This window comes from Mesorhizobium sp. L103C131B0 (assembly GCF_000502275.1).
Lineage (GTDB): Bacteria > Pseudomonadota > Alphaproteobacteria > Rhizobiales > Rhizobiaceae > Mesorhizobium.
The window spans coordinates 183,778-208,215 of record NZ_AYXC01000004.1 but is presented as its reverse complement, the minus strand read 5'-3'; the positions used below and the strand labels follow the sequence as shown (position 1 = coordinate 208,215).

Below are 24,438 nucleotides of genomic sequence, written 5' to 3'. Positions count from 1 at the left end.
GCATGGATGTCATGGGGCCAGCATGCAGTTTGCGTCGACACCGCAGCGCTGTTCGGCTATGCGCTTCAGATAACTCCAGGGAACGCGACGCGAAGGGATCACGATCATGAAACGCTCCACCGTCAACGACATCATCCGCGATGCAGACGCCTTCATCCGCTCGTTCGGCTACATCATGCCGCCCTTCGCCTACTGGAGCCCGGAAGAGATGAAGGCGCGCAAGGCCGACTCCGCCGCCATTTTCACCTCGCGGCTCGGTTGGGACATCACCGATTACGGCCAGGAAAAATTCGACGAACTCGGCCTGTTCCTGTTCACCGTTCGCAACGGCGTCTACGCCGACATGAAGAAGGGCATGGGCATGCTCTATGCCGAGAAGATCATGATCTCGCGCAAGGATCAGCTGTCGCCGATGCACCGCCACAACATCAAGGCCGAGGACATCATCAACCGCGGCGGCGGGAAGCTGGTGCTCGAACTGTTCATGCACGATCGCGACGGCGGCATCGATCCGAAGGCCGAAGTGTCGGTGCCGGTCGACGGCACCATCCACAGGCTGCCGGCAGGCGGGCTGCTGAAGCTCGACCCGGGCCAGAGCGTGACGCTGATGCCCGGCGTCTGGCACGCCTTCTGGGCCGAGGGCAAGGATGTGCTGATCGGCGAGGTCTCGACCGTCAATGACGACCTTACCGACAACGTCTTCCGCGAGCCGATCGGCCGCTTCTCCAACATCGACGAGGACGTCGCCCCGTTGCACCTGCTGGTGTCCGACTACGAGAAGTGGGTGGGGTAGGCGAGAGGCACTCCATATCCATCGGCTGGTGCTGCCCCTCATCTGCCTGCCGGCATCTTCTCCCCGTATAGTGACGGGGAGAAGGGGCTGACCGCAAACCTCGGCGTCCATTCTGCCGAGCTGGCAAAATCCTCGGCAACAGCCTCTTTCTCCCCGTCACTACGGGGCGAAATGCCCGGCAGGGCAATGAGGGGCGGCGCCGACGGTTGGACTCACCCATCGCAGCAGTGGGCCCCTCTTTCTACCGCTGGTACTTATCCGCCTTGCGCGTCCCCAGCAAAAGCTTGCGCTCAAGCTGTGCCCGCAGCTCGCCATAATAGGCGGTGAGGAAGGCCCTGGAATCGACCGGCTCGATTGTCATGCCGATCTTGCGCCCGATCGTTTCGGCCACGGCTTTCAGCGCGAAATAGTCGTCGCGGCGCAGCACCTCTTCCAGCTTGTGCAGTTCGGCGATGCCATAGGCATCGAGCTGCGCCTGGGTGAAGCGGAAGGCGCGGGTGGTGGTATCCTGGCGTTGCGACAGGTCTTCGACCAGCGCCAGCTTGGGCGCCTCCACCACCCAGGTTCCGGCCAGCAGGTCGCCGATGCGCATGCGGTCGCGGTTGAACAGCGGGAAGAGCGCAAACAGCAGCGTCCACACCAGCCCGAAGATCGTCGACAGCGTGTCGGCGAGCCCCATCTGGCTGCGGCCTAGGATGATCGACAGCGGCAGGAAGATCTCGATCTCGCGCATCAGGTTGCGGGCGATGACCTGATCCACCGACAGGCCGGCGCCGCTGCGCGAAGCCACCCGGATGCCGAGCATCCGTTTGCCGGGCGTGGCGGCGCGGCGGCCGGCCTCGAAGACGATGAAATAGGCGTTGCGCAGGAAGAAGATCAGGATGATCCAGACGATGAACAGCGGCTGCGCGCCTTCGCCTTTGAGGCCGGCCAGCCCGAACAGTGCAACGATCGAGATCACGATCGCCGTGACGATGATGATGACAAAGTCGAGCAAGAAGGCGGCGGCGCGAGTGCCGGCATCGGCGAGCTTGATCCGGAGATCGACCCCTTCCGGCGTGATCAGCGGCCGTATCGTCGAGACGGCAGCACGCCTAGCGGTCGCCATGCCGCACCACCCTGAACACATAGAAATAACAGAGCCACAGCGTCAGCATGCCGCCGCCAATGGCGTAGCGTGTCACGTCGCTGGTGATCACCTGCCTGCCGATGCCTTCGAGCAGGCCGGCAAACAAAAGCATGATCGTCACCCCGACCATGGTGGTTGCGGCCACGCGCCCGGCATCGGCTGCCGCCGTCATCCGCGTCAGTTCGCCGGGGAAGGCGATGCGCGTGCCGATGCGCATGCCGGCGGCGCCCGCCAAGGCGATCGCGAACATCTCGGTGGTGCCGTGGATGGACAGCCAGCCGCCCAGCTCCAGCCCGAGCCCCTTGGCGATGTAGATCTGGAACATCGCGCCAAGCAGGCAGCCATTCATCAGGATCAGGAGCACGCTCGGCACCGCGAAAGCAAAGCCGAGCGCGAAGGCAAGGATCGCCACCTGGACATTGTGCGTGAACAGATAGGCGGCGAAGCCCGACAGGAAATTGCTGTCGGCGCCGTCATAAAGCACCTGTCGCAGGACTTCGACTGAGGCATCCGGGTTGCGCCCGCCGGCCAGGCTCGGCGGAATGATGGCGTCGAACCAGCCCTTGTCTTTGGCCACCAGCCAGTAGCCGGCGCCGGCGCCGACAAAGGTCAGGACGACCGACAGCAAGGTCTCGCGCCACAAATCGCGAATGGCATGCGGCCAGTCATGCAGAAAGAAATCGCCGATGCGCTGCCGCAAGCCGCGACGCGCGCCATAGAGGTAGAAGTAGCCGCGCAGGCACAGCGCTTCGAGATAGCTGACCAGCGCATTGTCGAGCGACGTCGCCCGCGCCACCGAAAGCGAGGACAGCGCCGAGCGGTAGAGCAGCGGCAGCGACAAAAGCTCGTCTTCCGACAGCGTGCGCGGCGCACGTTTCTCGACCCGGGCAAGCAGCGCCTCGAACGCCTTCCAGTCGGCCTCGCGCTCCGAACGGAAGCTCGCCAGCGACTGGCGCACCGCATCCTTGCCGACCAGCGCGTTCACAACAGATCCTCCCGCTTTAGCTCGAGATAGCGCTCGACCAGCGCCGGTCCGAGCCTCTGATGGTCGGCTTCGATGACATGCGCGCCGAGCAGCCTGAGCCTGCCGATGACGACCTGCCTTTCGCGCAGCAGCCCGCCGGCAACGACCGAGCGCGCCACATCCTCCGGTGCGTCCGGCGGCATGTCGGCCAGTGTCTCCAGTTCGACATCCTTCATCATCATGAACAGCACCAGATGCCGTTCGGTGAGCCGACCGACGGTGCGCAGCATCAGTTCGGCGCTGATCGGATCGACGAAGTCGGTGAAGATGATCACCAGCGAACGCCGGTCGAGCTTTGCTGCAAGGGTCGTCAGCGCCAGGGTGAAATTGGTCTCTTCGGTGGAATAGTCGATCTCCGCCGCCCGCTTCTGGATCATGGCGAAGCTGGCGGAGCCGCGCACGGCGCCGCTGGAGACGCGCGGCCGCGCATCGAAGCCGAACAGGGAGACCATGTCGCCGCCCTTCAGCGCAATGAACGCCGACAGCAAGGCGGCGGTGACCGCGCGGTCGACCTTCGGCACGCCGTCGACGGGCTCGCACATCAGCCGGCCGCTATCGATGGCCAGCACGATGTTGTTGTTCTCCTCGATGCGGAACTCGCGCGCCAGAAGCCTGCCGTGGCGGGCGCTGCGCTTCCAGTCGATCATCCGCCGGCCCATGCCGGGCTGGTAGTCCTTCAGCGCCTCGAACTCGCGGCCCTGGCCGGCGCGGCGTTGCGCATGGCCGTCGGGCAGCGACTGGCGCTGCAGAAGCGTGATTGCCTCGTCGCGGGCGCTGCTGACGTTGGGCAGCACCGCCACCTTGCCGTCCATCGGCAGCACCACCTGGTTCCAGACCAGCCCGAACGGCCCGCGCCAGCGCACCCACAGGCGATCGAACCTGGCAATGCCGCGCCGCAGCGCCTGAAATCTGAGATCGAGCGATGCGCTGCCGGCCTCGGCGGTCGATGCGCCGCCGGTGCCGCCCACCGGTTCCAGCCGCTCGTCATGGCCAAGACGAGCCTGCACGGCGCGCGGCCGTCCGCTGAGCCCGGCGGTGACATGGACGGTGAACTGGCCGCCGACGCTGACCTGTGGCGGGGCATTGATGCTGGCATCCAGCGAAGCCCGTCCGCGTCCGGCGGCGGCGTCCACGGCCAGGAAAGCAAGCAGCACGCAAATCCACAACAGGCCGAGATACCACAGAGACGGCAGTGCGAGCGCGATCAGGAAGGCCGGTATTGCACCTGCCGCACCTCCCCAAACTGCCCGGCCGCTCGGATAGATCAACGTGGCGCTTCCGTCTGGTCGACAAGGTCGGTGACGATCTGCTCGACCAGGCGGCCGTCGATCTGCGCCGCCGGCGACAGGATAACGCGATGGCGCAGCGCCGGCACGGCAAGCGCCTTGACGTCGTCGGGGATGACATAGGCGCGCCCGTCGAGCGCTGCCCGGGCGCGTGCGGCTCTCGCCAGCATGGCGCCCGCACGCGGGCTGGCGCCGACTTCCAGATCGGGGCTGGCGCGCGTGGCCCGCACCAGCCTTGCGATATAGTCCACGACGTCGTCGACAAGCGTGACCCCGCCGACGGTCGCCAACGCCTTTTCCAGCGTCTTGCGGTCGGCCTGGGCCTTGATGCCGTACTGCTTGATGTCGTGCGAGGCGGTGCCGCCGCCATGGTGGATGATGATCGCCTTTTCCTCTTCCGGGCCGGGGTAGCTCACCCGGTGCTTGAACAGGAAACGGTCGAGCTGGGCTTCGGGCAGAGGATAGACGCCCTGGTGCTCGATTGGGTTCTGCGTCGCCACCACCATGAAGTTCGGGCCGAGCGCATGGGTGGTGCCGTCGAAGGTGACGGCATGCTCCTGCATCGCCTCCAGCAGGGCTGCCTGGGTCTTCGGCGGCGTTCGGTTGATCTCGTCGGCGAGCAGCAGATCGCAGAAGATCGGGCCGCGCGTCAGCGTGAACTGCCCGGTCTGGAAATTGTAGATGTTGGAACCGACGATATCGCCGGGCATCAGGTCGGGTGTGAACTGGATGCGGCCATAGGCGACGCCCAGCGCCTGGGCAAAGCAGCGCGCCGTCATCGTCTTGGCCGTGCCCGGCGGTCCCTCGATCAATATATGCCCGCCGGCGAACAATGCCGTGAGCATCAGATCGACCGTATCGTGTTGCCCGGTGATGGCCTTGGCCACCTCTTCCCTGATCTGTGTCGCCAGGGCCTTCACATCATCGACGTTCACCGAGCCTCCTTGCCGTCCAGTCGTGCAGCTTTTCGGCTGCATCATGCATTTGTGTCAGGGTCTTTGCCGCGTTCGCAGCTTGCAGGCGGGTCGTGAACCCGCCGGCTTCGTCCTTATCGCGGGAATCGAGCCAGCGGTCGAGCGCTTCGCCCTGCAAACCGTGCGGCGCGCCGAGCAGCGCGCCGGCGCGTACGCGTGCCAGTGCTCCATAGCGGTCGCCCAGTTCCTCCAGCCGGCCGGCGCGGCGCAACAGCATCGCCGTGGTGTCGACCAGCGCGCGTTTGCCGAAGGCGATGGCGCGCTGATCGGCCCGTGGCGGCCCGAACCGGCCAAGGCCATGCAGGAAGGCAAGTGCCGCCGCCGCCAGGATGGTCAGCGTCAGCGCCAGGAAGGGCGGCTCGACCAGAAGCTTGGCGAGATCGTATTTTCGCCCGACGCCATGCAGCGTCAGGTCGAACATGACAGCACCCTCTTCGGGCTGCAGGAGCTCGATCAGCTTGAGCGCCGCCGCCGCCTTGTCGGGATCTTTCAAGCCGGCGTTATTGATGAGATCGGGGTCCGTCAGAATGTAGAACCGCTCGTCTTCGACCTCGGTCAGCACGGCCTTGCCGTTGCCGGCGGCAATCAGCGGGTGTTCGTCGGCCACCCATTGCAACTGGTCGGGAACGCTGACCATTTGCCCTGAGACGTCGAGTTGCTTGACCGTGGTCTCACCTTCGCCGAGCTTGGCCTTGGCGATCCGGGCGAGCCAGTCGTTGACCACGACGTCCGGCAGCCGCTGGATCTTCATCTCCCACCCCTCGTGCTCGAACAGCGGCAAGGTCGCCCATTTGGGCAGCACGAACAGCGTATCCAGGCCCTTGCGAAGCTTGACGATGTTGGCAAGCGCATCCGGGTCGCTGTCGGGCGAAATCGTGACGATCAGGAGGTTCGTGTCGATCTGAAGATCGCTGTCGGACCGCGCCATGTCGGGCGCTTCGCCGGTCAGCTCCAGCCATTCCGCCAAGCCGGCATAGCCGATGCCGCTCTTCGAGAGCGGCGTTGCGCCACCGACGCTCGGCTGGCGAAAATCGGGGGCATAGGTGGACAAAAGGAAGAAGCCCGCCGCCGCGAGCAGGCTGGCGAAAATGCCCCAGAACACCGTCCTGCGGCTGAACGGTTCCTGCTGGGCGATGTCGGCTGTCGCGTCACTCACGTCCAGGCATCCCTGAAGACGAATCGCTCATAGGCGCTGCGCGCCTCCTGCCAGCCCTCGGGCCCGACCGGCCGGCGCGCGAACAACGCCGCCTCGACGATGCGCGCGATCTGGGTAAAGGCGCCACGCGCCCGCGTTGGCAGCGACGCCGCTCCCGCGATATCGCGCGCGGTCAGCGACGGGCGCAGGAAGTCGGGCAGGCGGCCGGCAATGTCGGCAACGCTGCGGCGCAGCAGGAGATGCACCGCCTCGTCATACTCGCCCCGGGCGGCCAGCGCATCGGCTTCCGACAGCAGGACCTGCGCGGCGCCCACGTCGGGGTGCCATGTCGCTTCCGCCTCGGTCACGCTCTTCTTGCGCCGCCAGGGCAGGCGCCAGGCAACGCCTTTCACCTCGAGCAAAATCAGCAACAGGATGATCGCGGCACCTGTGATCACAGCGCCCCAGAACAGGTAGATCATGTAGGGGCCAAGCCATTTCAGGAACTCGCCAAACGGCTTCAGCCATTCGGGGGGCTGGGGCTGCACATAGGCCGGCAGGTCGAACTGGATCGAATCGTCCGACAGCAACTGCTTGTGCAGTTTGGCCAGCCATTCGGCTTGCGCAGCGTCCGGCTGTGCACCAGTCACGTCTTCGCCCCCATGCAACCTGCGGTTCGCGGGCCGACACTGACAATACGCCAAGGCAATTGCAAGCGGCGCCAACCGCAAGTATCAATATCGGTGATTTATACTTTCTGATTTCGGGTATCCATTAGTCGGGGGGAATGTAACATGACGTCAATCGCGAGCGAGCGGCCGGAACGGTTCAGCATCGGCAGGGCTTTCAGCAATACGTTTTCGGTAATCGGACGCAGCTTCGTCCCACTTGCCGCCATCGTCGGCCTTTTTTCGACACTGCCTGCGCTGCTATACAACATCTGGAGCTTTAGACAGATTGCTAAGATAGCAGTACCCGGGGCGAGCTTCGAGCAATCGGCGATGGCAGGCTATGGTGCCGTTTCGATGATTGCCGGCCTGGTGCTCCTGATCTTGGCCTTTCTGGCGCAGGCGGCGCTGGTGCGAGCGACAATCGAAGATTTGAACGGCAAGCGCCCGTCGATTGGCGATTGCATTCAAATAGCCCTGCGCAGCTTCCTCCCCACGCTCGGAATTGGTCTTGTGATCATCGTGGCAATATTTCTGGTGGCGATGATATTAACGATCATCACCATGGCCATCCCCATCGTCGGCGGCGTGATTGCACTTCTGTCGCTTATCCCCATAGCCATGTGGTTGATCAGCATATCGGTGGCCGTGCCCGTCGCGGTTCAGGAAAGGCCTGGCGTCTTCGCCTCGATTTCGCGAAGCAGGGCGCTGACGAAGGGAAGCCGCTGGCGGATATTCGCGCTGTTTCTCGTCCTCGGCATTGTTGCGATAGGGCTACAAGCGGTTTTCACCTTGCTGTTTCAGGCTGCAATTGTGAGCGGCGGTATCAGCACGACCGGACTCATTGCCGCCGCCATCGGAAGCAGCCTGCTGTCGACAATCGTTTCGGCGGTAATTTCGGTGGCGATCGCCGTCACCTACATCGAGCTGCGCCAGGTCAAGGAAGGCACCAGCGTCGACGAGCTGGCGGAGATATTCTCGTAACGAAGGTTTTGGCCCGAGAACAGCCAGTCATGTTGGCGCGATTGGCCGGGATCTAGCTCGGGCCGGAAGGGGTAATCGTGGCATCGACGGCGGCGGCGCGGCTTGAGAAGTTCCAGATCGGCAGGGTTTTCAACAACACCTTCGCCGTGATCGACCGCAATCCCGGTCTGATGATTGCTTTGGCGGCGCTTTTCCTGGTCCTCCCAGCAGTTGCGCTCAATCTGTCGAACCACTGGAATGGCGGCCCCAACGGCTACATCGCCACACCTCCACTCGGCGCGAAGTGGGTCATTATGAGCAGCTCGTTCTTATCGCTCGTTTTAAGCCTGATCTATTTCGTTTGCGCGCTGTTGTTCCAGTCCTCGCTGGTGCAAGCGACGATAGAGGACCTGAACGGCAAGCGCCCGGCGATCGGCGACTGCATCCAGATAGCCTTGCGCAGCATATTCCCGACGCTGGGGGTGGGGCTGATTGTCTTTTTGGCCATGATCCTTGGCCTCATCGTGATGGGCATCGCCGGAATGTTGGTGCCGATCTTCGGAGCGATCATTGCCTTCGTGGTGTTGCTCGTTGCCGGCATCAGGTGGCTGCTCGGCATATCGGTTTCCGTGCCGGTGCTGATGCAGGAGCGGCTTGGCATGTTTGGCGCGATGTCGCGCAGCCGTGCTCTGACAAAGGGCAGCCGCTGGCCGATGTTCGGTGTCTTTCTGATCCTGTTTTTGCGGCGCTTGCCTTCCAGATGATGTTTGCCTTGCTGATCGGCCTGATTTTCGCTTTCTTCAGCGGCCTCTCGACGGTCGCCCTGATTTTCGGCGCTATCGGAAGGATCCTTATCGCGAAGGTCGTGTCCACGGTGGCATCGGTGGCCATTGCGGTCGCCTATGTTGAACTGCGCCAGGTTAGGGAAGGCACCAGCGTAGACGAACTGGCGGAGATTTTCTCTTAGAAGGCGAAGCCGACTCGGCTGGTCGGGCGGCGGGGATTTCAGTGACAACAGCTTGGCCCCGCCTCCGCGCTCGTCCGACACAGGCACGACGAGGTGATCGCCACATCCCGCGCGAGCTGGACATGGTCGAAGCAGCGTTTGGCCGCACGGTTAGCCTCGTCTTGCCGTGCTCCTTCCAGGTGAGGTTGTAAAAAGGCCCGGCGGCATAGGCGATGCCCCAATGCACGAATGCGCAATCAGGATCTGTCTCCAGCGCCTTTTCGAAGCACTTTATGCCTTCCTCATGGTTGAAGCCGTAGCACCAGTTCAGCCCGATATCGAACCAGCGCTGCGTCTCGGCCGAGGCGGTGGAGATTGGACGGCGATAGGTGCCGAGGTCGAAGTGGTCCATGCGTTCTCGTGCAAAATATCGCGGCCAAAGTGTATCAGGCCTTGAACTCACTCTTGGGGTGCTGACCTAGGTAAAGTGCGAAGCAATCTGTTCGACAGGGTCCTTGTCTGGGCGCACCAAAAGCCAGAAGATCAGCCCTGTAGCGCCACCGAGTATCCCTATGAAGGAGCATGCATAGAGAACTCCGCCGATTCCCAATGGAGGACTCCACTTAATGAGGCCGAAGACAAACGCTGGAACAAAAACTGCCAGAAAGCCAACGACGACGTATACCCAAAAAAACTGCCAGCGCCGTCGGGTGAGGACATAGAAGGCCGGAATTCCTACCACCGCCTCCACAACATAGAAAACAAGGGTTACGAAGATGAAGCCCGACAACGGCCCCGTCTCAGGGTGGTTCGCATGCCAATTGTAGCCGGGCAGGATCGCCGGAATAATGGGTGCAAGAATGAAAGCCCAACGGGCGCGCATGTGTATTCTCCGGAATGACGCGAGCCCACAGCGGCGCCTCGTCGACACACCAGACCGATCCACGATCGCCGCGTCAAGACAGACACCGTCGTAAATGCTCGGAGTGCGCTGCAGGTATTTACCTGAGCGACATACCGCTCAGGTGCCAGCCGGTATGCGGCGTCCCCGAACGATCACCCCTCCAGCCACACCTTCTCAAAATGCTGTTCCAGCGACTGGTGCTGTTCGCAGCCTTGCACGCCTTTGCGGTAGGTGCGGTAGACCGAGCGCCAGTAGGGCTGGATGATGATGCCGGAATCGCGCAAATTCTGCTCGATCCTGGCCATGATCTCCTTGCGCTGGGCGGCGTCCGGCGTTGCCAGCGCCTTGTCGAGGAGTTCGTCGAACTCTTTGCTGGCGTAAGCACTTTCGTTCCAGGCGGCGCCCGATTTGTAGGCGAGCGCCAGCACCTGGACGCCGAGCGGGCGGCCCAGCCATTCGGTTGTGGAGAAGGGGTATTTGCTCCAGTCGTTCCAGAAGGTCGCGGCCGGCAGCACGGTGCGCTTCATCTTCAGGCCGGCCTCGCGCATCTGCGCGGCGATCGCGTCGCCGGTGCTCTTTTGCCATTCGATGTCGACCGAGATCAGCTCGAATTCGTGGTCGGCCTTGCCGGCTTCAGTGAGCAGTTTCTTGGCCTGATCCATGTCGCGCTTGNGATCAGCTCGAATTCGTGGTCGGCCTTGCCGGCTTCAGTGAGCAGTTTCTTGGCCTGATCCATGTCGCGCTTGGCCGGGCCGATATCGGCAAATTCCGGGTGCATCGGGCCGACATGGTGGTTGTCGGCCGGCTTGCCGCGACCGCCGAGGCCGAGCGCCAGCACGGCGGAATTGTCGACGGCAAGCTGGGCGGCGCGGCGCACCCTGACGTCGTCATAGGGTGCGTTGCCGACATTGAAACGGGCAACGATGGTCGAGCCGGTGGCGATCTCGGAATTCAACAAGCCCATCTGCTCGGTCTGCGACACGGCGTCGGACGCGGTCTCGTGGTCGGTGTCGATTTCGCCGGATTCGAACGCCGACAGCATGGCGTTGGGGTCGGAGCCGTAATCGACCCATTTGATGCCGTCGAGGTAGAAGTCGCCCTTCCACCAGGGCTTGTCCTTGCGCTTCACCTCCGCACTGGTCTCGGCATTCCAGCTGACCAGTTCGCAAGGGCCGGTGGTGATCGCCAGCGCCTTCATCGGGTCGTCGCCGCCCTCATAGGAGCGGTGCATGATCAGCGCGGGATAGTCGGCCATCCCTGCGATCAGGGAAATGTCGGGCTTCGGCAGATTGAGTTTGACGGTGAAGTCGTCGACCTTCTCGATGCCGCCGTCGACCGGTTTCTTGGTGTCGGCATTGACCAGCGCACCCATGCGCGCGGCGACCGAGTTGCCGGCGACGGAAGCATCGCACCAGCGGGTGAGATTGTGGATGACGTCGTCGGCGTTGAAGGTGTCGCCATTCGACCAGGCGATGCCCTTGCGCACATGCAGCGTCAGCGTCCTGGCGTCGTAGCTGGTTTCCCAGCTTTCGAGCAGCCACGGCTCGAAGGTGAAGTCGCGGTTCCAGCGCACCAGATATTCGTTGCAATGGCGCGCCACATTGGACATCTCGACACCGTCGAAGGTGCGCGGATCCTTGAAACCCTTGACGTTCATGGCGACGCGCAAGGTGCCGCCGCGCTTCGGCTCTTCGGCCCGGGCAGGTGACGCGCTGAGGCCGCCCAGCGCCAGCGCGCCGGCAGCACTGACGCCAAAGCCGGCCATGATGGCGAGATATTCGCGCCGGTTGACGCCGCCTTTCCTGAAATCATCGGCAACGGGCTTCGCCTGCGGGTGCAAATTACGGTCGGTCAGCATGAATTTCATCGTCGTTCCCTTTTTTGTCGGGCGCCCCGACGGTCCGCTTCCGCTGGGGGCGGATGCGATCGCCGAGGCGCCGTTGCCTGAGCAGGTGATGATAAAGCGGGCCGACACCGGGAAATGTTCGCTTTTCCGCAATTCTTGTGCACTGCTCCGCAGTGGTAGATGGCCAATCTCCCCCCTTGTTGTGGGGGAGATGTCCGGCAGGACAGAGGGGGGCGCTGTCCCGCCATCCCGTCTGCCGACTGAAGTATCATCGCAGATAATCGTTGCGTTGATTTAGGATATTGAAGGGCCGCGATCCTTCGCGCCCCCCTCTGGCCTGCCGGCTTTCGTCGTTCGGAAAGCCAAGCAATTGGCTTTCCATCCGCTACGCGGACCACTCCTCAACCCCCACGAGGGGGAGATCAGCGCTTCGCCGCCTCAATACGGCCAGTCGTTCTTGCCGAGCACGGCGACGGCGGCGATGGCTGCAAGCGTGCACACGAACGCCTCGCCGGCGCGCGGAACATTTTTGCGGGCGCGCAGAAAACTGTGCACGAGGCGGTTCTCCTCATACCACCAGGCGCGGCCGCCGGCGGCAACGACGCGGTCGCGATAGGTCTCGCCGTCCGACGACAGCGGATCGCACTGGGCAGTGATGATGACAGTCGGCGGCAGGCCGGAGAAGTCGTAGTCTTTCAGCGGAGAAAAAGTCGGGTCGTCGGGCGACTGTGCCGGGGCAGCGCGAATGGTACGGTAGAACGCGATGTCGCGCAGCGTCAGCAACGGTGCCTCGGCATGTTCGACATAGGAGCCGGCACTCTCGTCGCCGCCGAGGCCGGGATAGATCAGCACCTGGCCGGCCGCCCGGCGCAGGTGGCGGCGAGACGCGTGCGCGACCGCGGCGGCAAGGTTGCCGCCGGCGCTTTCGCCGACGAGCACGATCGGCAAGTCCGTTGTCACCGCCGCCCATTCGAACACGGTCAGCGCGTCGTCGAAGGCGGCCGGGTGGGGATGTTCCGGCGCCAACCGGTAGTCGGCCGAGACAACGTCGAAACCGGTGCCGGCGCAGATCTCGGCGCAGATGTCGTCATGGCTGTCGAGCCCGCCAAGCACAAAGCCGCCGCCATGATAGTAGACGATGACGGCGCGCACGGGCTTGCCCGCCATCCGATAGTAGCGGATCGGGATGGCGTGCCCTGCATCGGCGGCGATGATGCCGCCGCTGGCCGAAACCCCTTTGGGATAACCCTGATGGAAGGCGCGGCACATCGCATCATAGACCGACCTTTGCTCGGCGATCGGAAGTTCGGCGATTTCTGGCGGGAACCAGTCATTGACCAGGTCGATATACTCCCACAGCGCCGGATCGAGCAGGGTGGCGTATTTCCCCCGCCTGGCGGTCTTGAGCTTGTGGACTGTGCCCATCTCTCAGAGCTCGCCGTAGAGCCGTTCGGCGTTTTCAAAGGTGAAGCGCAGCGGTACCGAGCCTTCGACCTGCCATGCATCGATGGTGTCGCCCGCCATCAGCCGGCACGCGTCTATCGTGTTGGTGACGGCGCCGCCATAGAGCCGGTTGGCAAGGTTGAGGATGGCGGTCTGGTGCATGGCGGCACTGCCGCTGCCGCAGGCATCCTTGACCAGAAGCACGCGAAAGCCGGATGCCACCGCGTCCTTCACGGTGGCGTCGATGCAGGCCTCGGTCCAGACGCCGGCGACGATCAGCCATTCGATGCCGCGCGCCTTGAGTTCGGTTGCGCCAGGTCCGGCGCCGAAGGCGCTGGCCTGCGTCTTGACCAGCATCGTCTCGCCGGCCGCGGGCGCCACCTCATGGCAAATCTCCGTCAGCGGATCGGTCTTGTCGGAAAAGGCGGACTTGCCGTCGGCGTCGAGCGGATGGAACGGACGCGCCTTGGCGGTATCGACGATATAGGCCCAGTGATACAGCGGCACGAAGTTGCGCCGCGCCGCCGCCTGCAGGCGCTGGACGTTGGCAAGCACCTCGCCAAAACCTTCGACCAGATAGCGCTTGTCCTGCCGATGCTCTTCCTGGAGGTCGATGAACGCCGCGGCGACCGTGCCGCGTTTGATCGAGATGGGGCTTTTCATGTGGACGGGCCTGGGTTCGCGACCGCCGCCGCCGTTCTTCTCGCAAGGGCAGCGCAAGCGATGAAGATTGGTCGGCGTCCTCCGAACTTCGTCATCCCAGGGCGAAGCAGCCGCGCAGCGGCGTCGCGGAGACCCTGGGATCCATTCCGTGACGTCGACCGTGCAGTGCAACTGTGCAGGATCTGCACCGTTGCGGCGCTCTGGAGTCCATGCCGTGACATTGGCCAAGGAATGCGGCGGAGCAGAACTTGCTCCGTTGCGGCGCGGAGGAGTCCCGGCATGGATCCCTTGGGCTGCGGAGCAGCTCCAGGGGTCTGCGCCGCGTCGCTTCGCTCCTTGCTTCGCCCTAGGATGACGACGGGATTGGCGTTCGCGCTGGTTGCCAAGGGATGCGAAACGACCATCAAACCTGCTTCTCCAGAAACTCATCCTCGTAGGGAAAGCGCGACAGAAGCTCGGTGCCGGTGTCGGTGATCAGGATCTCGTCTTCCAGCTTGACGCCCTCGCGTCCGCCCTTCTCGCCGATATAGCTTTCCACGCTCACCACCATGCCGGGCACGATAATGCCGTCGCGGCCATAGGTTTCATAGTCCATGGCGTGCGCAATGAATGGCGTCTCGCCATGCATGCCGACGCCGTGCATCACCGAGGTATAGCGCTGGTCGACGAAACGGTCCGGGATTTTCCACGCCTTTTCGGCGATCTCGCGAAAAGCCATGCCCGGCCTGACGATCGAAATGTTGTGCTGAACCTGGTCGTGCGCCATGCGGTAGAGCGATTTCTGATAGCCGGTCGGCTTGCCCGGCCCGCAGCGGAAGGTGCGCGAAAAATCGGAATAATAGCCATAGCAGCCGATCGTATCGGTATCGAGCGCCAGAAGCTCGCCCGGCCGGATCTTGCGGCCGCTGGCCTCGTTGAACCACGGATTGGTGCGCTGGCCCGAGGTGAGGAGCCTCGTCTCGATGAACTCGCCGCCCTGGCGGATCACCTCGCCATACATGATGGCGAACAGATCGTTTTCGGATACGCCGGGCTTGATTGCCTCGCGCACGGCGTAGACGGCAGCTTCCGCGCCGGCCATCGACACCTGCAGGCATTTGACTTCCTCGGGTGTTTTCACCGCGCGCACCGCCAGGATTTCGCCCTGACAATCCCTGACGTCGCAGCCGCGCTTTTCCAGCGCCAGCGCCTGCAAATGGCTGCAGCGGTCGAGCCCGAGCTTCATCGAGCCGCCGCCATGTTTCTTCAAAAGCTCGGCGATCTCGTCGGCGAAGGGGCCGGCGGTTTCGTCGTCGCGGCCCGACACCGAAGACCATACCAGCTTGGACGGGCGCGCCTCGTCGATAGTGTCGAGCACCATCGAGACATGGTAGCTCTGCGGGTACTCGAACAGCACGATCGGCCCGTCGGTCGGGATGAAGAAATACCGCGTCGAGTTGCGCAGGAAATAGCCGAACATGTTGCGCGAGCCGGTGGCATAGCGCTGGTTGTAGGGGTCGAACAAAACGACGCCCCCATAGCCCGCCTCGCGCATCCAGCCGCGCAGTTTCGCCANAGCGCTGGTTGTAGGGGTCGAACAAAACGACGCCCCCATAGCCCGCCTCGCGCATCCAGCCGCGCAGTTTCGCCAGCCGCCCTTTGCGCAAGGCGTCGGCATCGATGAAGGACGGCTCGGTGTCCGACAGCCACATGCCACCGGCCGAGTCAGCCGCAACCGGGTGGCGCATGCGGTCCTTGAAATCCACATCCTCGGTGCTGTCGGGGTCGAAAACGACGATGCTCATTGGGTGCGCCTCCTGAAGGGCTAGACCATAGCCATGCGCCGAAAAATGTCTGTGCGAGAATCCGCAGATGTCGTGCGAAATGCCGCAAGAAGGGCATGGATACAAAGGGCAATGTAGCGATCCTTCGCGCCCCCTCTGTCCTGCCGGACATCTCCCCCACAAGGAGGGAGATTAGCAGCTTTCGCGTCCCGCTCGCCCTGCAACGTTGGTGATTGGCGAAAGCCGAGGCGACATCTGATCTCCCCCCGTGTGGGGGAGATGTCCGGCAGGACAGAGGGGGGCGCTGTCCCGCCAGCATCTCACCGCGTTAGCGCGCAGCGCCCTCTAATGCCGCCGCATCGCCTTCGGCGCGTGCCCATGCTCCTCGCGAAACGCTCGGGCAAAACTTGACATGGACGCGAAGCCGCAGGCCAGCGCCACGTCTCGCACCATCAGCGTCGAATGGGCCAACAGGTCGGCGGCGCGCCGCAGCCGGAGCCGCCGGTAATATCCATTGGGCGAAATGCTGAGCTGGGCGCGGAAATTGCGCTCCAACTTGTCGGAGGAGACCCCGAGACGGGCCGCCAGTTCCGTCATGCCAAGCCGCTCTTCCACCGCATCCTCCATGATGGCAATGGCCGACAGCACCAGTTCGTTCTGGACGCCAGTGCGCAGCCTGAGCGGCATCAGCTTGCGGTCGACGCTCGAACGCAAAGGGCTGTGCACAAACCATTCCGCGACGCCGGCCGCGAGCTCGCCGCCATAATCGTTGGTGATGATCTCCAGCATCATGTCGAGGCTGCCGACGCCACCGGCCGAGGTGAAGCGCTTGCGGTCGATGACGTAGAGATCGCGCCGGAGCTCGATATTCGGGAAGGCCTCGGTGAATGCCGCCTGGCTGGTCCAGTGCAAGGTGCAGGCATGGCCGTCGAGCAGGCCGGCCCTGGCGAGGAAGAAGGCGGCGTCGGCCACCGCGCCTATGTGAGCGCCGGCGCGCAGGCTCTTGCGCATCCAGGCAACCGCATCGTCGGCGACGACGAGGTCCGCATTGCCGCCCGAGCAGACGACGATGCGATCGACCTTCGGCGCGCCGAACGCTGAGAATCCCGGTTGTATGACAACCCCATTGGATGCCTCGACCGTGCCCTGGTCGGCGCCGACGATCACCCAGCGATAGCACTCGCGCTTGGCCAGCACGTTGGCGGCGCGCAATGGCTCGATCACCGAACTGAACGCCATCATCGGAAAGCCGGGAAAGACCAGAACGGCGAAGGTGAGGGGACCTTCGCTCGCTGCGGGTTGCGCCCGGTCGTGTGTTTGGCTGGCACGGTCGGTATTCACAATTGTGTATTTCCTGGGAGCGTCATTGGTGGCAGACAGGAAATGTAACGGGCTTTTTGGCCCGCCGGCAATGGAGACGACGCCATGTTTGCGGCCCAGACCATCGACAGCACCGACAAACCGGCCTTCTACCGCGAACTGGCCACCCAGTTGAAGGCGCTGCTGGAAGGCGAGAGCGACTCCGTCGCTAACGCCGCCAACACATCGGCGCTGATCTTCCAGATGGTGCCCGATCTCAACTGGGCCGGCTTCTATTTCCTGGCGTCGGACGAGGAGCTGGTGCTTGGACCGTTCCAGGGCAAGCCGGCCTGCGTGCGCATCGCCGTCGGCAAGGGCGTGTGCGGCACCGCCATCGATCTCGAAATGTCGATGCTGGTCAAGGATGTGCATGAATTTGCCGGCCACATCGCTTGCGACGCCGACTCGCGCTCGGAACTCGTCGTGCTGCTGAGGGACAATGACGGCGTCTTCGGCCTGATCGACCTCGACAGCCCGACGCCCGGCCGCTTCGACAAGGACGACCAGGCCGGCATCGAGGCGCTTGCCGCGATCTATGTCGCGGCGAGTTCGTTCGAGGATTAAGCGAACTTCACCAGCATCAGGCTGAAGCAGCCGATGAACAGGAAGGCGCAGGAGGCGAGCGCCAGCGGGCGAAGGCCGCGCGAGCGCAGCTGCGAAATGTTGGCCTGCAGACCCATGGCGCCGAGCCCCATGGTCAGCATGATGGTGGTGGCGAACGCCATGGCCGACTTCACTTCGGCCGGCACGGCAACCAGGCTGTTCAGCGCCACGACGGCGATGAAAGCGGCGACGAACCACGGCATCGGCGGCCGCGCACCGGATTGGTCGCTTGGGCGATCGCCATTGCTCTTGCGGCGCGCCATCAGGCCGAGCGCGATGACCATCGGCGCCAGCAGGGCGACGCGGGTCAGCTTGGCGACGGTGGCGATCTCGCCGGACTGGGCGCCGTTCTGGAAGCCGGCGCCGATGACCTGTGCCACCTCGTGGATCGAGGCGCCGGCCCACAGGCCGAATGCGTGCTGGTCGAGGCCGAGCACCGGCGCCAGCAGCGGAAAGCCGAGCATGGCGACGGTGCCGAACAGCGTGATCGAGGCGACGGCATAAGTGACGTCCTCGTCGCGCGCATCGGTGACGATGTTGGTGGCAACGATCGCCGAAGCGCCGCAGATCGAGGTGCCGGCGGCAATCAGCTGCGCCAGCTTGGCGTCGACGCCGATCAGCCGGCCAAGCGTAATGGTGAAGACGAAGGTCGCTCCAAGGGTCAGCGCCACGATGCCGACGCCGCCGGCGCCGATGGAGACGACCTGGCCGAGCGTCAGCTGAAAGCCGAGCAGCACGATGGCAAAGCGCAGCAGGCGCTTCTGCGAGAATGCAATGCCGGCCTTGGCGTGGGCGGGCGTGCCGAGCACGTTGGAATAGATCATGCCGGCGACGACGGCGAGGATCATCGGGCTGAACAGCGCGAAGCCGGAGACATTATGGGCCGAGAAGGCCACCCCCGTAATCATCGCCACCAGCACGATCCCGGGGATGACGCCATTCCACACGGAACCGAGCCGCTTCCGGCCCACGGCCAGATCGGCGGAAATCATGCTGATCGGAATATCGTTCGCTAGCTGGGCGGCGGAAAACAATGCAATTCTCCACGCAAGTACCTCAGGAGAATGTCATTCCAGAATCGATCTTTCCAACGAATTGTTTTTGTTGAAATGATCGATTTTTGCGAACAGTCGGCAATGCCTCAATCTTGCCTGTGCCATGCAAACGTAATGACTGGCTCGGTTATGCAGCTTGACGCTCTGCGTCTTGCACTCCAGCGTGGCGTCATGTCCATTTTCTCGCTCGCCATCGCCCAGCGACGTCGCCTCTGCACAGTGCGGAGCGGCAAGGCGCGACGACAAAGACCGGCACACTAAATCGGTTCGTTCGTTCCAGCCCCGCCCGCGACGTCTGCCGGCGGGGTTTTCATGTCTGGAGCCTTTGCCATGTCCAATTCTTCCATCCTGTTTCGGCCGGCCCAACCGGCGGACGCTGCCGCCATCAGGGACATTGTGCGTGCCGCCTATGCCAAATGGGTGCCTCTGATCGGCCGCGAGCCGCTGCCGATGCGCGCCGACTATGACAAGGCGGTCGCCGAACATCCGTTCGATCTCGCCATCGAAAATGGCCGCATCGTCGGCATGATCGAGACCATCCTGGCCGACGATCATCTCTGGATCGAGAATGTCTGCGTCGCGCCACAGGCGCAGGGCAGGGGCATCGGCCGGCTGTTGCTGGAACGGGCGGAGCAGAAGGCGCTGGAGGCCAGCTGCTTCGAGCTGCGGCTGCTGACCAACGGCGCCTTCATGGCCAATGTGTTGTTGTACAAACGGCATGGCTATACGATCGACCGGGAGGAGCCGTTCATGAACGGCATGACGGTATATATGAGCAAGAAACTGGGTGATGGCCGATAACAGGGAGGATCGGATGGCAGTCAGGGTCCGGTTGAAGCCGCTCACGGGGCGGTATGCGGTTTCGCGCCTCGAAGCAAAAGACAGCATTCCCGGCTGGGCGGACGGGCCGGGCTTCGTCAGCATCACCAGGACAGAGGACGAGCTTTCGGTCGTCTGCCTGCAGGATCGGGTGCCGGCCGGGGTGAAGCATGACAGGGACTGGGTCGCCCTGAAACTCCAAGGTCCCTTTGCCTTCGACGAAACCGGCATCGTCCTGTCGGTGATAAAGCCATTGTCGGAAAGCGAACTCGGCATTTTTCTGGTATCCACCTTCGATGGTGACCATCTGCTCGTCAAAGCCAAGGATGAAGCCGCGGCAAGGGGGCTTCTGGTCGCGGCGGGGCACACGCTTCTGTAGCCGTAGGCTCAATCGCCCGCCCTTGCGTTTGACATCGCTCTTGCCCCATCGTTATCCCTGAACCGATACGACGATCTGGCGATCGCCCCCATCAATTCAGAATCCCCCGAGGAGAAGCCCGTGTCACACAATCTGCAGTTCTATATCGACAGCGTGTGGGTCGATCCTGTCGTGCCCAGCACACTCGACGTCATCGACCCGTCAAACGAAGATGCTTTCGCGCAGATTTCGCTCGGCTCAAAGGCCGATGTCGACAAGGCGGTTGCGGCCGCCAAGCGCGCCTTCGAGACATTCGGCTTCACTTCGGTCGAGGAGCGCCTCGATATCCTCAACCGCATAATCGAGGTCTACAAGAAGCGCAGCGCCGATCTGGCGCTGGCCGTATCGCGCGAGATGGGCGCGCCGCGCCAGATGGCACTCGACAGCCAGGTCGGCATTGGCCTGGCACATCTGCGGAAGATGGCCGAGGTGCTGAAGTCGTTCGAATTCCGCCACGTCAAGGGCTCGTCGCTGATCGTCAAGGAGCCGATCGGGGTCGTCGGCCTGATCACGCCGTGGAACTGGCCGCTGAACCAGATCACCTGCAAGGTCGGTCCCGCCCTTGCCGCCGGCTGCACCATGGTTCTGAAGCCCTCGGAAATCGCCCCGCTCGACGCCATCATCTTTGCCGAAATCATCGACGAGGCAGGCGTTCCCAAGGGCGTCTTCAACCTCGTCAACGGCGACGGCCCGGGCGTCGGCCAGGCGCTGTCCAGCCATCCCGATGTCGACATGATGTCGTTCACCGGGTCGACCCGCGCCGGCATCCTGGTCGCCAAGGCGGCCGCCGACACGGTCAAGCGCGTGCATCAGGAACTCGGCGGCAAGTCGGCCAACATCCTGTTTCCCGATGTCGATCTCGAAAAGGCCGTCAGCAAGGGCGTCGCCGGCTGCTTCAGCAACTCGGGCCAGTCCTGCAACGCGCCGACCCGCATGTTCGTGCCGCGCGACCGCCATGACGAGGCGACCGGCTACGCCAAGACGGCGGCCGAAAAATTGACCGTCGGCCCGGCCGATGCGGCCGGCACCAAGCTCGGCCCGGTGGTCAGCCAGATCCAGTTCGACAAGATCCAGGACCTGATCCAGGCCGGCATAGATGAAGGCGCCACGCTGGTCGCGGGTGGACCGGGGCGTCCGGCCGAGCTCAACCGCGGCTACTATGTCCGCCCCACCGTGTTCGCCGACGTCACATCAGACATGCGCATCGCGCGCGAGGAAATCTTCGGGCCGGTGCTGGCGATCATGCCTTACGACACAGTGGAAGAGGCGATCGGCACCGCCAACGACACTGTCTATGGGCTGGCGTCCTACATCCAGGCCAAGGATATCGAGAAGGCCCGCGAAGTCGCCGCCCGCATGCGCACCGGCAATGTCTACATCAACTATCCGCAATGGGACGCCGGCCTGCCATTCGGCGGCTACAAGCAATCCGGCAACGGCCGCGAATACGCCGAATACGGGCTGGAGGATTTCCTCGAGATCAAGGGCATCGCGGGGTATAAGGCAGCGGAGTAGGGGCTACCCCTTGGGGACCGGCAACCAGCCGGTCCCGAGGCTTCAGCTCTCAAAGGTGCGGCTTCACTCCTCCCGGAAAGCTTTCTGGATCTGATCCGACAGCGGCTTCACCAGATAGGAAAGCATCGTCCGGTCGCCCGTCGGGAAGAACACCTCGGCCGGCATGCCCGGCGCCAGCGCCAGCCCGCGCAGCTTGGCGACCTCGGTTTTCGGAAGCGTCACCCGCGCCACATAGAAGGCTGCTCCGGTACGCTCTTCGATGGTGAGATCCGCCGAGATCCGCGACAGCGTCCCGGTCAGCTCCGGCGTGGTTTGCCGATTGAACGCCGACAGGCGCAAAATCGCATTCTGGCCCATCGTCACCTGGTCGATATCCTGCGGTGCGATATGCGCTTCAACGGTCAGGTCGTCCGTCACCGGTACGATCTGCATCACCTGTTCGCCGGGGGTGATGACCCCGCCGATCGTATGCACCGCCAACTGCAGCACCACGCCATCCTGCGGGCTGCGCAGATCGATGCGCTTCAACTGGTCCTCGGCCGCTACCTTGCGTTCGACGAACTCGGAGATCTTTCCCTGGGTATCGCGTAAATCGGTCGCGACCTCGCTGCGAAGATCCTGGTCGATCTGGATGATCTGCAGTTCGATCTCGGACGCCTTGCCTTTCACCTGGGCAATTCCCGCGGTCAACTGGCCATGCTCGCCTTCGAGCCGCACCGCGTCCCGTTCCAGCGACGTCATGCGGTCGATTCCTATCAGCTTGCGATGCCAGAGCGACCGCACACCTTCCAGCTCGATCTGGATCAGCTCGATCTCGCGGCGTTTCGCCTGCAGCTGCTCGGTCAGGCCGGCACTCTCCTGCTTCAACTGCGCGATCCGTTCGCGCAATTGCGATCGCTGGCCAGACCGCGCCTGGTGCCGGAAATCGAACAGCGATTGTTCTCCGGCCATCGATGCGGCGACACCGGCTTCGTCGCGCCGCGATGTCAAAACGTCCGGAAAGCTGATCGTGTCCTTGCCGTCACGCTCCGCCTCCAGGCGCGCCAACCGTGCATAAAACTCATCCAGACCTTTTGAGACGATCGCCAGATTGGCGCGTGTTGTCGTTTCATCCAGCCGCACCAGAATATCGCCCGCCTTGACCCGGTCGCCTTCACGCACCCTGATCTCGCCGACCACGCCGCCCGTCGGATGCTGAACTTTCTTTACATTGGAATCGACCACCAGCCGGCCAGCTGCGATCACCGCACCCGACATCTTGGTCACTGCCGCCAGGCCGCCAACACCTCCGATAAGCAGCAGACAGGTAGCAACGCCAGCCACGAGATAGCGGCGGACCTGCCGATGATGCAAAGCGGATCTGTCCTCGCTCATGCAGGAACGCCTCTCTCCGTGGCGGCAACGACCTTGAGCGGTGCCGCCGATCGGAAGACCTTGTTCAGCACCTCATCCTTCGGACCGAAGGCCTGCACATGGCCATTGGCCATCACCAGCACGGTGTCGACATTGGCCAGCACACTGGATCGGTGCGCGACGACGATAACGATGCCGCCGCGGTCCCTGATGCCCTGGATGGCGGCGGACAAGGCCACTTCACCCTCTGAGTCGAGATTGGAATTCGGCTCGTCCAGGATGACCAGGAAGGGATCGCCATAAAGAGAGCGGGCAAGGGCGACACGCTGGCGTTGCCCCGCCGACAGCGAGGCGCCGGCTTCGCCAACCTTTGTGTCGTAACCGTCGGCCAGATGCACGACGAGATCATGCACGCCGGCGGCCTTGGCTGCCGCAAGCACCATGTCGGACGACGCATCCGGGTCGAAGCGGGCGATGTTCTGCGCAATCGTGCCGTCGAACAACTGCACATCCTGCGGCAGATAGCCGATATGTTTACCCAGCTCGTCGGCCGGCCACTGGTCAAGCGTCGCGCCGTCCAGCCGCACGGCGCCGCGCGCCGGAAGCCAGACACCTGCAAGCGTACGCACCAGCGATGATTTGCCGGAAGCACTCGGGCCGATGACCCCCAGGCCTGCTCCCCTGGTCAGTGAAAAACTTGCATCCCACACCACCGGCGTGCGTTCGCCCGGCGGGGCGACACTGACATTCTCGACCGCCAGCGCGCTGACAGGCGCGGGCAGGGTCACGCCGGTTGCGCCTTCCGGCAGCGCGGACAGAAGCTGCTTCAGGCGTGCCCAGCTTTGCCGCGCTGAAATGAAGCCCTTCCAATGCGCTATCGCCAGTTCGATCGGAGCCAGCGCCCTGCCCATCATGATCGAGCTTGCGATCATGATGCCGCCGGTCGCCTCTTGCTGGATGACCAGATAAGCGCCGATCGCCAGCATTGCCGATTGCAGCATCAACCGCAGGATCTTGGAAATCGTGCCAAGCGTTCCCGCGACATCGCTGGCCGCCGCATGGGCGTTCAGGTACTCGGCATTGACGGCAGACCACCGCTCGGCGATACGCCCGCCAAAACCCATGGCCTGCATAGCTTCGGCATTGCGCCTTGTCGCCTCGGCCAACGTGCTGCGAACGGCCGCGTGCTGTCCGGCGATCCTTGTCGGGCCGCGGGTCCGGAATTCGGCCAGAAGCGTCAGTGCAAACAGGACAACGGCGCCGGCAAGCGCGGTAACGCCGATCCAGAAATGAAAAATGAAACAGATGCCGATATAGAGCGGCATCCATGGCAGGTCGAACAAAGCGGTCGGTCCGGCACTGCCGATAAAGGAGCGGACCTGATCGAGATCCCGTAGGGGTTGCAGCCCGTCGCCGGAAGGCTTGGCGCGCAGCGGCAGGCGCATCAGCGCCGAATAGACCGACGGGCTCAGCTTTGCGTCCAACCCCTGTCCCAGCCGCACCATGAGGCGAGAGCGGATCAGCTCCAGCACTCCCTGAAACACGAACAATGTTCCCGCAAGCACCGCCAGGCCGACCAGCGTCGGCACGCTGCGACCCGGAACGACGCGGTCATAGACTTGCAACATGAAGAACGAGCCGGTCAGGGTCAGCACGTTGACGACCCCGCTCATCAGGACGATGCCCGAAAACGCACGTCGAAAGGACGCCAGGATTCCGACCAGCGTAAGCGGCGTCGATGGCGTCAGCTGCATGCAGGCTCGCAATCAGGATATGGCA

21 protein-coding genes and 3 pseudogenes are annotated in these 24,438 nt (G+C 63.5%); 8 read left to right on the top strand and 16 right to left on the bottom strand.

What is annotated here, in order from left to right; genetic code table 11:
* The first annotated feature begins 106 nt into the window (after positions 1 to 106).
* The gene (locus X730_RS154045; protein ID WP_023711606.1) at positions 107 to 793 is read left to right on the top strand and encodes a D-lyxose/D-mannose family sugar isomerase; all 687 of its coding nucleotides are present in this window, start codon (positions 107 to 109) and stop codon (positions 791 to 793) included.
* Between the two features lie 241 nt (positions 794 to 1,034).
* Here X730_RS154045 and X730_RS154050 read toward each other — a convergent pair whose 3' ends face one another.
* From X730_RS154050 to X730_RS154075, 6 genes are read right to left on the bottom strand one after another with little or no spacing between them, the layout of a single operon-like run.
* Positions 1,035 to 1,901: an RDD family protein gene (locus X730_RS154050; RefSeq protein WP_023698034.1), complete on the bottom strand. Its 867-nt coding sequence runs from the start codon at positions 1,899 to 1,901 to the stop codon at positions 1,035 to 1,037.
* Positions 1,888 to 2,907: a stage II sporulation protein M gene (locus X730_RS154055; RefSeq protein ID WP_023698035.1), complete on the bottom strand. Its 1,020-nt coding sequence runs from the start codon at positions 2,905 to 2,907 to the stop codon at positions 1,888 to 1,890. The genes X730_RS154050 and X730_RS154055 overlap by 14 nt, the downstream gene beginning before the upstream one ends.
* Complete coding sequence (locus tag X730_RS154060; protein WP_023826105.1) at positions 2,904 to 4,214, bottom strand: DUF58 domain-containing protein; 1,311 nt, start codon at positions 4,212 to 4,214, stop codon at positions 2,904 to 2,906. The genes X730_RS154055 and X730_RS154060 overlap by 4 nt, the downstream gene beginning before the upstream one ends.
* Positions 4,211 to 5,167 (bottom strand): MoxR family ATPase, encoded by a 957-nt coding sequence (locus X730_RS154065; RefSeq protein WP_023826104.1) that lies wholly within the window; start codon positions 5,165 to 5,167, stop codon positions 4,211 to 4,213. The genes X730_RS154060 and X730_RS154065 overlap by 4 nt, the downstream gene beginning before the upstream one ends.
* Positions 5,154 to 6,362, bottom strand: coding sequence for a hypothetical protein (locus X730_RS154070; protein ID WP_023682901.1), 1,209 nt, complete (start codon positions 6,360 to 6,362; stop codon positions 5,154 to 5,156). The genes X730_RS154065 and X730_RS154070 overlap by 14 nt, the downstream gene beginning before the upstream one ends.
* Complete coding sequence (locus tag X730_RS154075; RefSeq protein WP_023826103.1) at positions 6,359 to 6,991, bottom strand: DUF4129 domain-containing protein; 633 nt, start codon at positions 6,989 to 6,991, stop codon at positions 6,359 to 6,361. Before X730_RS154075 ends, X730_RS154070 begins: the two co-directional genes overlap by 4 nt.
* A 144-nt stretch (positions 6,992 to 7,135) precedes the next feature.
* On the opposite strand from X730_RS154075, the gene X730_RS154080 reads away from it, so the two are divergent.
* The 3 genes from X730_RS154080 (at position 7,136) to X730_RS1000000168590 (ending at position 8,939) form a co-directional block, all read left to right on the top strand.
* On the top strand, positions 7,136 to 7,993 hold the full coding sequence (locus X730_RS154080) for a hypothetical protein (protein ID WP_023702285.1): 858 nt from the start codon (positions 7,136 to 7,138) through the stop codon (positions 7,991 to 7,993).
* Positions 7,994 to 8,070: 77 nt separating this feature from the next.
* Positions 8,071 to 8,736 (top strand): hypothetical protein, encoded by a 666-nt coding sequence (locus X730_RS01000000164340; RefSeq protein WP_023826102.1) that lies wholly within the window; start codon positions 8,071 to 8,073, stop codon positions 8,734 to 8,736.
* Positions 8,737 to 8,744: 8 nt separating this feature from the next.
* A complete protein-coding gene (locus X730_RS1000000168590; RefSeq protein ID WP_245261334.1) occupies positions 8,745 to 8,939 on the top strand; it encodes a hypothetical protein in 195 nt (64 codons plus the stop codon).
* Between the two features lie 107 nt (positions 8,940 to 9,046).
* On the opposite strand, the pseudogene X730_RS1000000168585 reads toward X730_RS1000000168590, so the two are convergent.
* The 7 genes and pseudogenes from X730_RS1000000168585 to X730_RS154100 all read right to left on the bottom strand — a co-directional run.
* Positions 9,047 to 9,330 (bottom strand): annotated as a pseudogene (locus X730_RS1000000168585) (hypothetical protein); the annotation flags it as partial.
* 66 nt (positions 9,331 to 9,396) lie between these two features.
* Complete coding sequence (locus X730_RS154085) at positions 9,397 to 9,801, bottom strand: hypothetical protein (protein WP_023698040.1); 405 nt, start codon at positions 9,799 to 9,801, stop codon at positions 9,397 to 9,399.
* A gap of 173 nt (positions 9,802 to 9,974) precedes the next feature.
* Positions 9,975 to 11,689: pseudogene (locus X730_RS01000000164335) on the bottom strand (ABC transporter substrate-binding protein).
* A gap of 417 nt (positions 11,690 to 12,106) precedes the next feature.
* Positions 12,107 to 13,093 carry an alpha/beta hydrolase gene (locus X730_RS154090; protein WP_031196795.1) on the bottom strand — a complete coding sequence of 329 codons (987 nt, stop codon included), beginning with the start codon at positions 13,091 to 13,093 and terminating at the stop codon, positions 12,107 to 12,109.
* Between the two features lie 3 nt (positions 13,094 to 13,096).
* Positions 13,097 to 13,774, bottom strand: a complete 678-nt coding sequence (locus tag X730_RS154095; RefSeq protein WP_023826099.1) for an isochorismatase family protein — start codon at positions 13,772 to 13,774, stop codon at positions 13,097 to 13,099.
* Between the two features lie 403 nt (positions 13,775 to 14,177).
* Positions 14,178 to 15,558, bottom strand: a pseudogene (locus X730_RS01000000164330) (Xaa-Pro peptidase family protein).
* 324 nt (positions 15,559 to 15,882) lie between these two features.
* A complete protein-coding gene (locus X730_RS154100; protein ID WP_245261338.1) occupies positions 15,883 to 16,779 on the bottom strand; it encodes a GlxA family transcriptional regulator in 897 nt (298 codons plus the stop codon).
* 183 nt (positions 16,780 to 16,962) lie between these two features.
* Between X730_RS154100 and X730_RS154105 the strand changes: the two genes are divergently transcribed.
* Entirely contained in the window at positions 16,963 to 17,460 is a 498-nt protein-coding gene (locus X730_RS154105) for a GAF domain-containing protein (protein WP_023689662.1), read from the top strand.
* Here X730_RS154105 and X730_RS154110 read toward each other — a convergent pair.
* On the bottom strand, positions 17,457 to 18,491 hold the full coding sequence (locus tag X730_RS154110; RefSeq protein WP_155922438.1) for a YeiH family protein: 1,035 nt from the start codon (positions 18,489 to 18,491) through the stop codon (positions 17,457 to 17,459). The two genes, X730_RS154105 and X730_RS154110, sit on opposite strands and share 4 nt — an antisense overlap.
* 393 nt (positions 18,492 to 18,884) lie before the next feature.
* Between X730_RS154110 and X730_RS154115 the strand changes: the two genes are divergently transcribed.
* The 3 genes from X730_RS154115 (at position 18,885) to X730_RS154125 (ending at position 21,306) form a co-directional block, all read left to right on the top strand.
* Positions 18,885 to 19,355: a GNAT family N-acetyltransferase gene (locus tag X730_RS154115; RefSeq protein WP_023705797.1), complete on the top strand. Its 471-nt coding sequence runs from the start codon at positions 18,885 to 18,887 to the stop codon at positions 19,353 to 19,355.
* 13 nt (positions 19,356 to 19,368) lie between these two features.
* Complete coding sequence (locus tag X730_RS154120) at positions 19,369 to 19,752, top strand: ACT domain-containing protein (RefSeq protein ID WP_023826096.1); 384 nt, start codon at positions 19,369 to 19,371, stop codon at positions 19,750 to 19,752.
* 120 nt (positions 19,753 to 19,872) lie between these two features.
* A complete protein-coding gene (locus tag X730_RS154125; RefSeq protein ID WP_023826095.1) occupies positions 19,873 to 21,306 on the top strand; it encodes an aldehyde dehydrogenase family protein in 1,434 nt (477 codons plus the stop codon).
* Positions 21,307 to 21,369: 63 nt separating this feature from the next.
* On the opposite strand, the gene X730_RS154130 is transcribed toward X730_RS154125, so the two are convergent.
* Positions 21,370 to 22,680, bottom strand: coding sequence for an HlyD family type I secretion periplasmic adaptor subunit (locus tag X730_RS154130; protein ID WP_023826094.1), 1,311 nt, complete (start codon positions 22,678 to 22,680; stop codon positions 21,370 to 21,372).
* Entirely contained in the window at positions 22,677 to 24,413 is a 1,737-nt protein-coding gene (locus X730_RS154135) for a type I secretion system permease/ATPase (RefSeq protein WP_023826093.1), read from the bottom strand. The genes X730_RS154130 and X730_RS154135 overlap by 4 nt, the downstream gene beginning before the upstream one ends.
* Positions 24,414 to 24,438 lie beyond the last annotated feature (25 nt).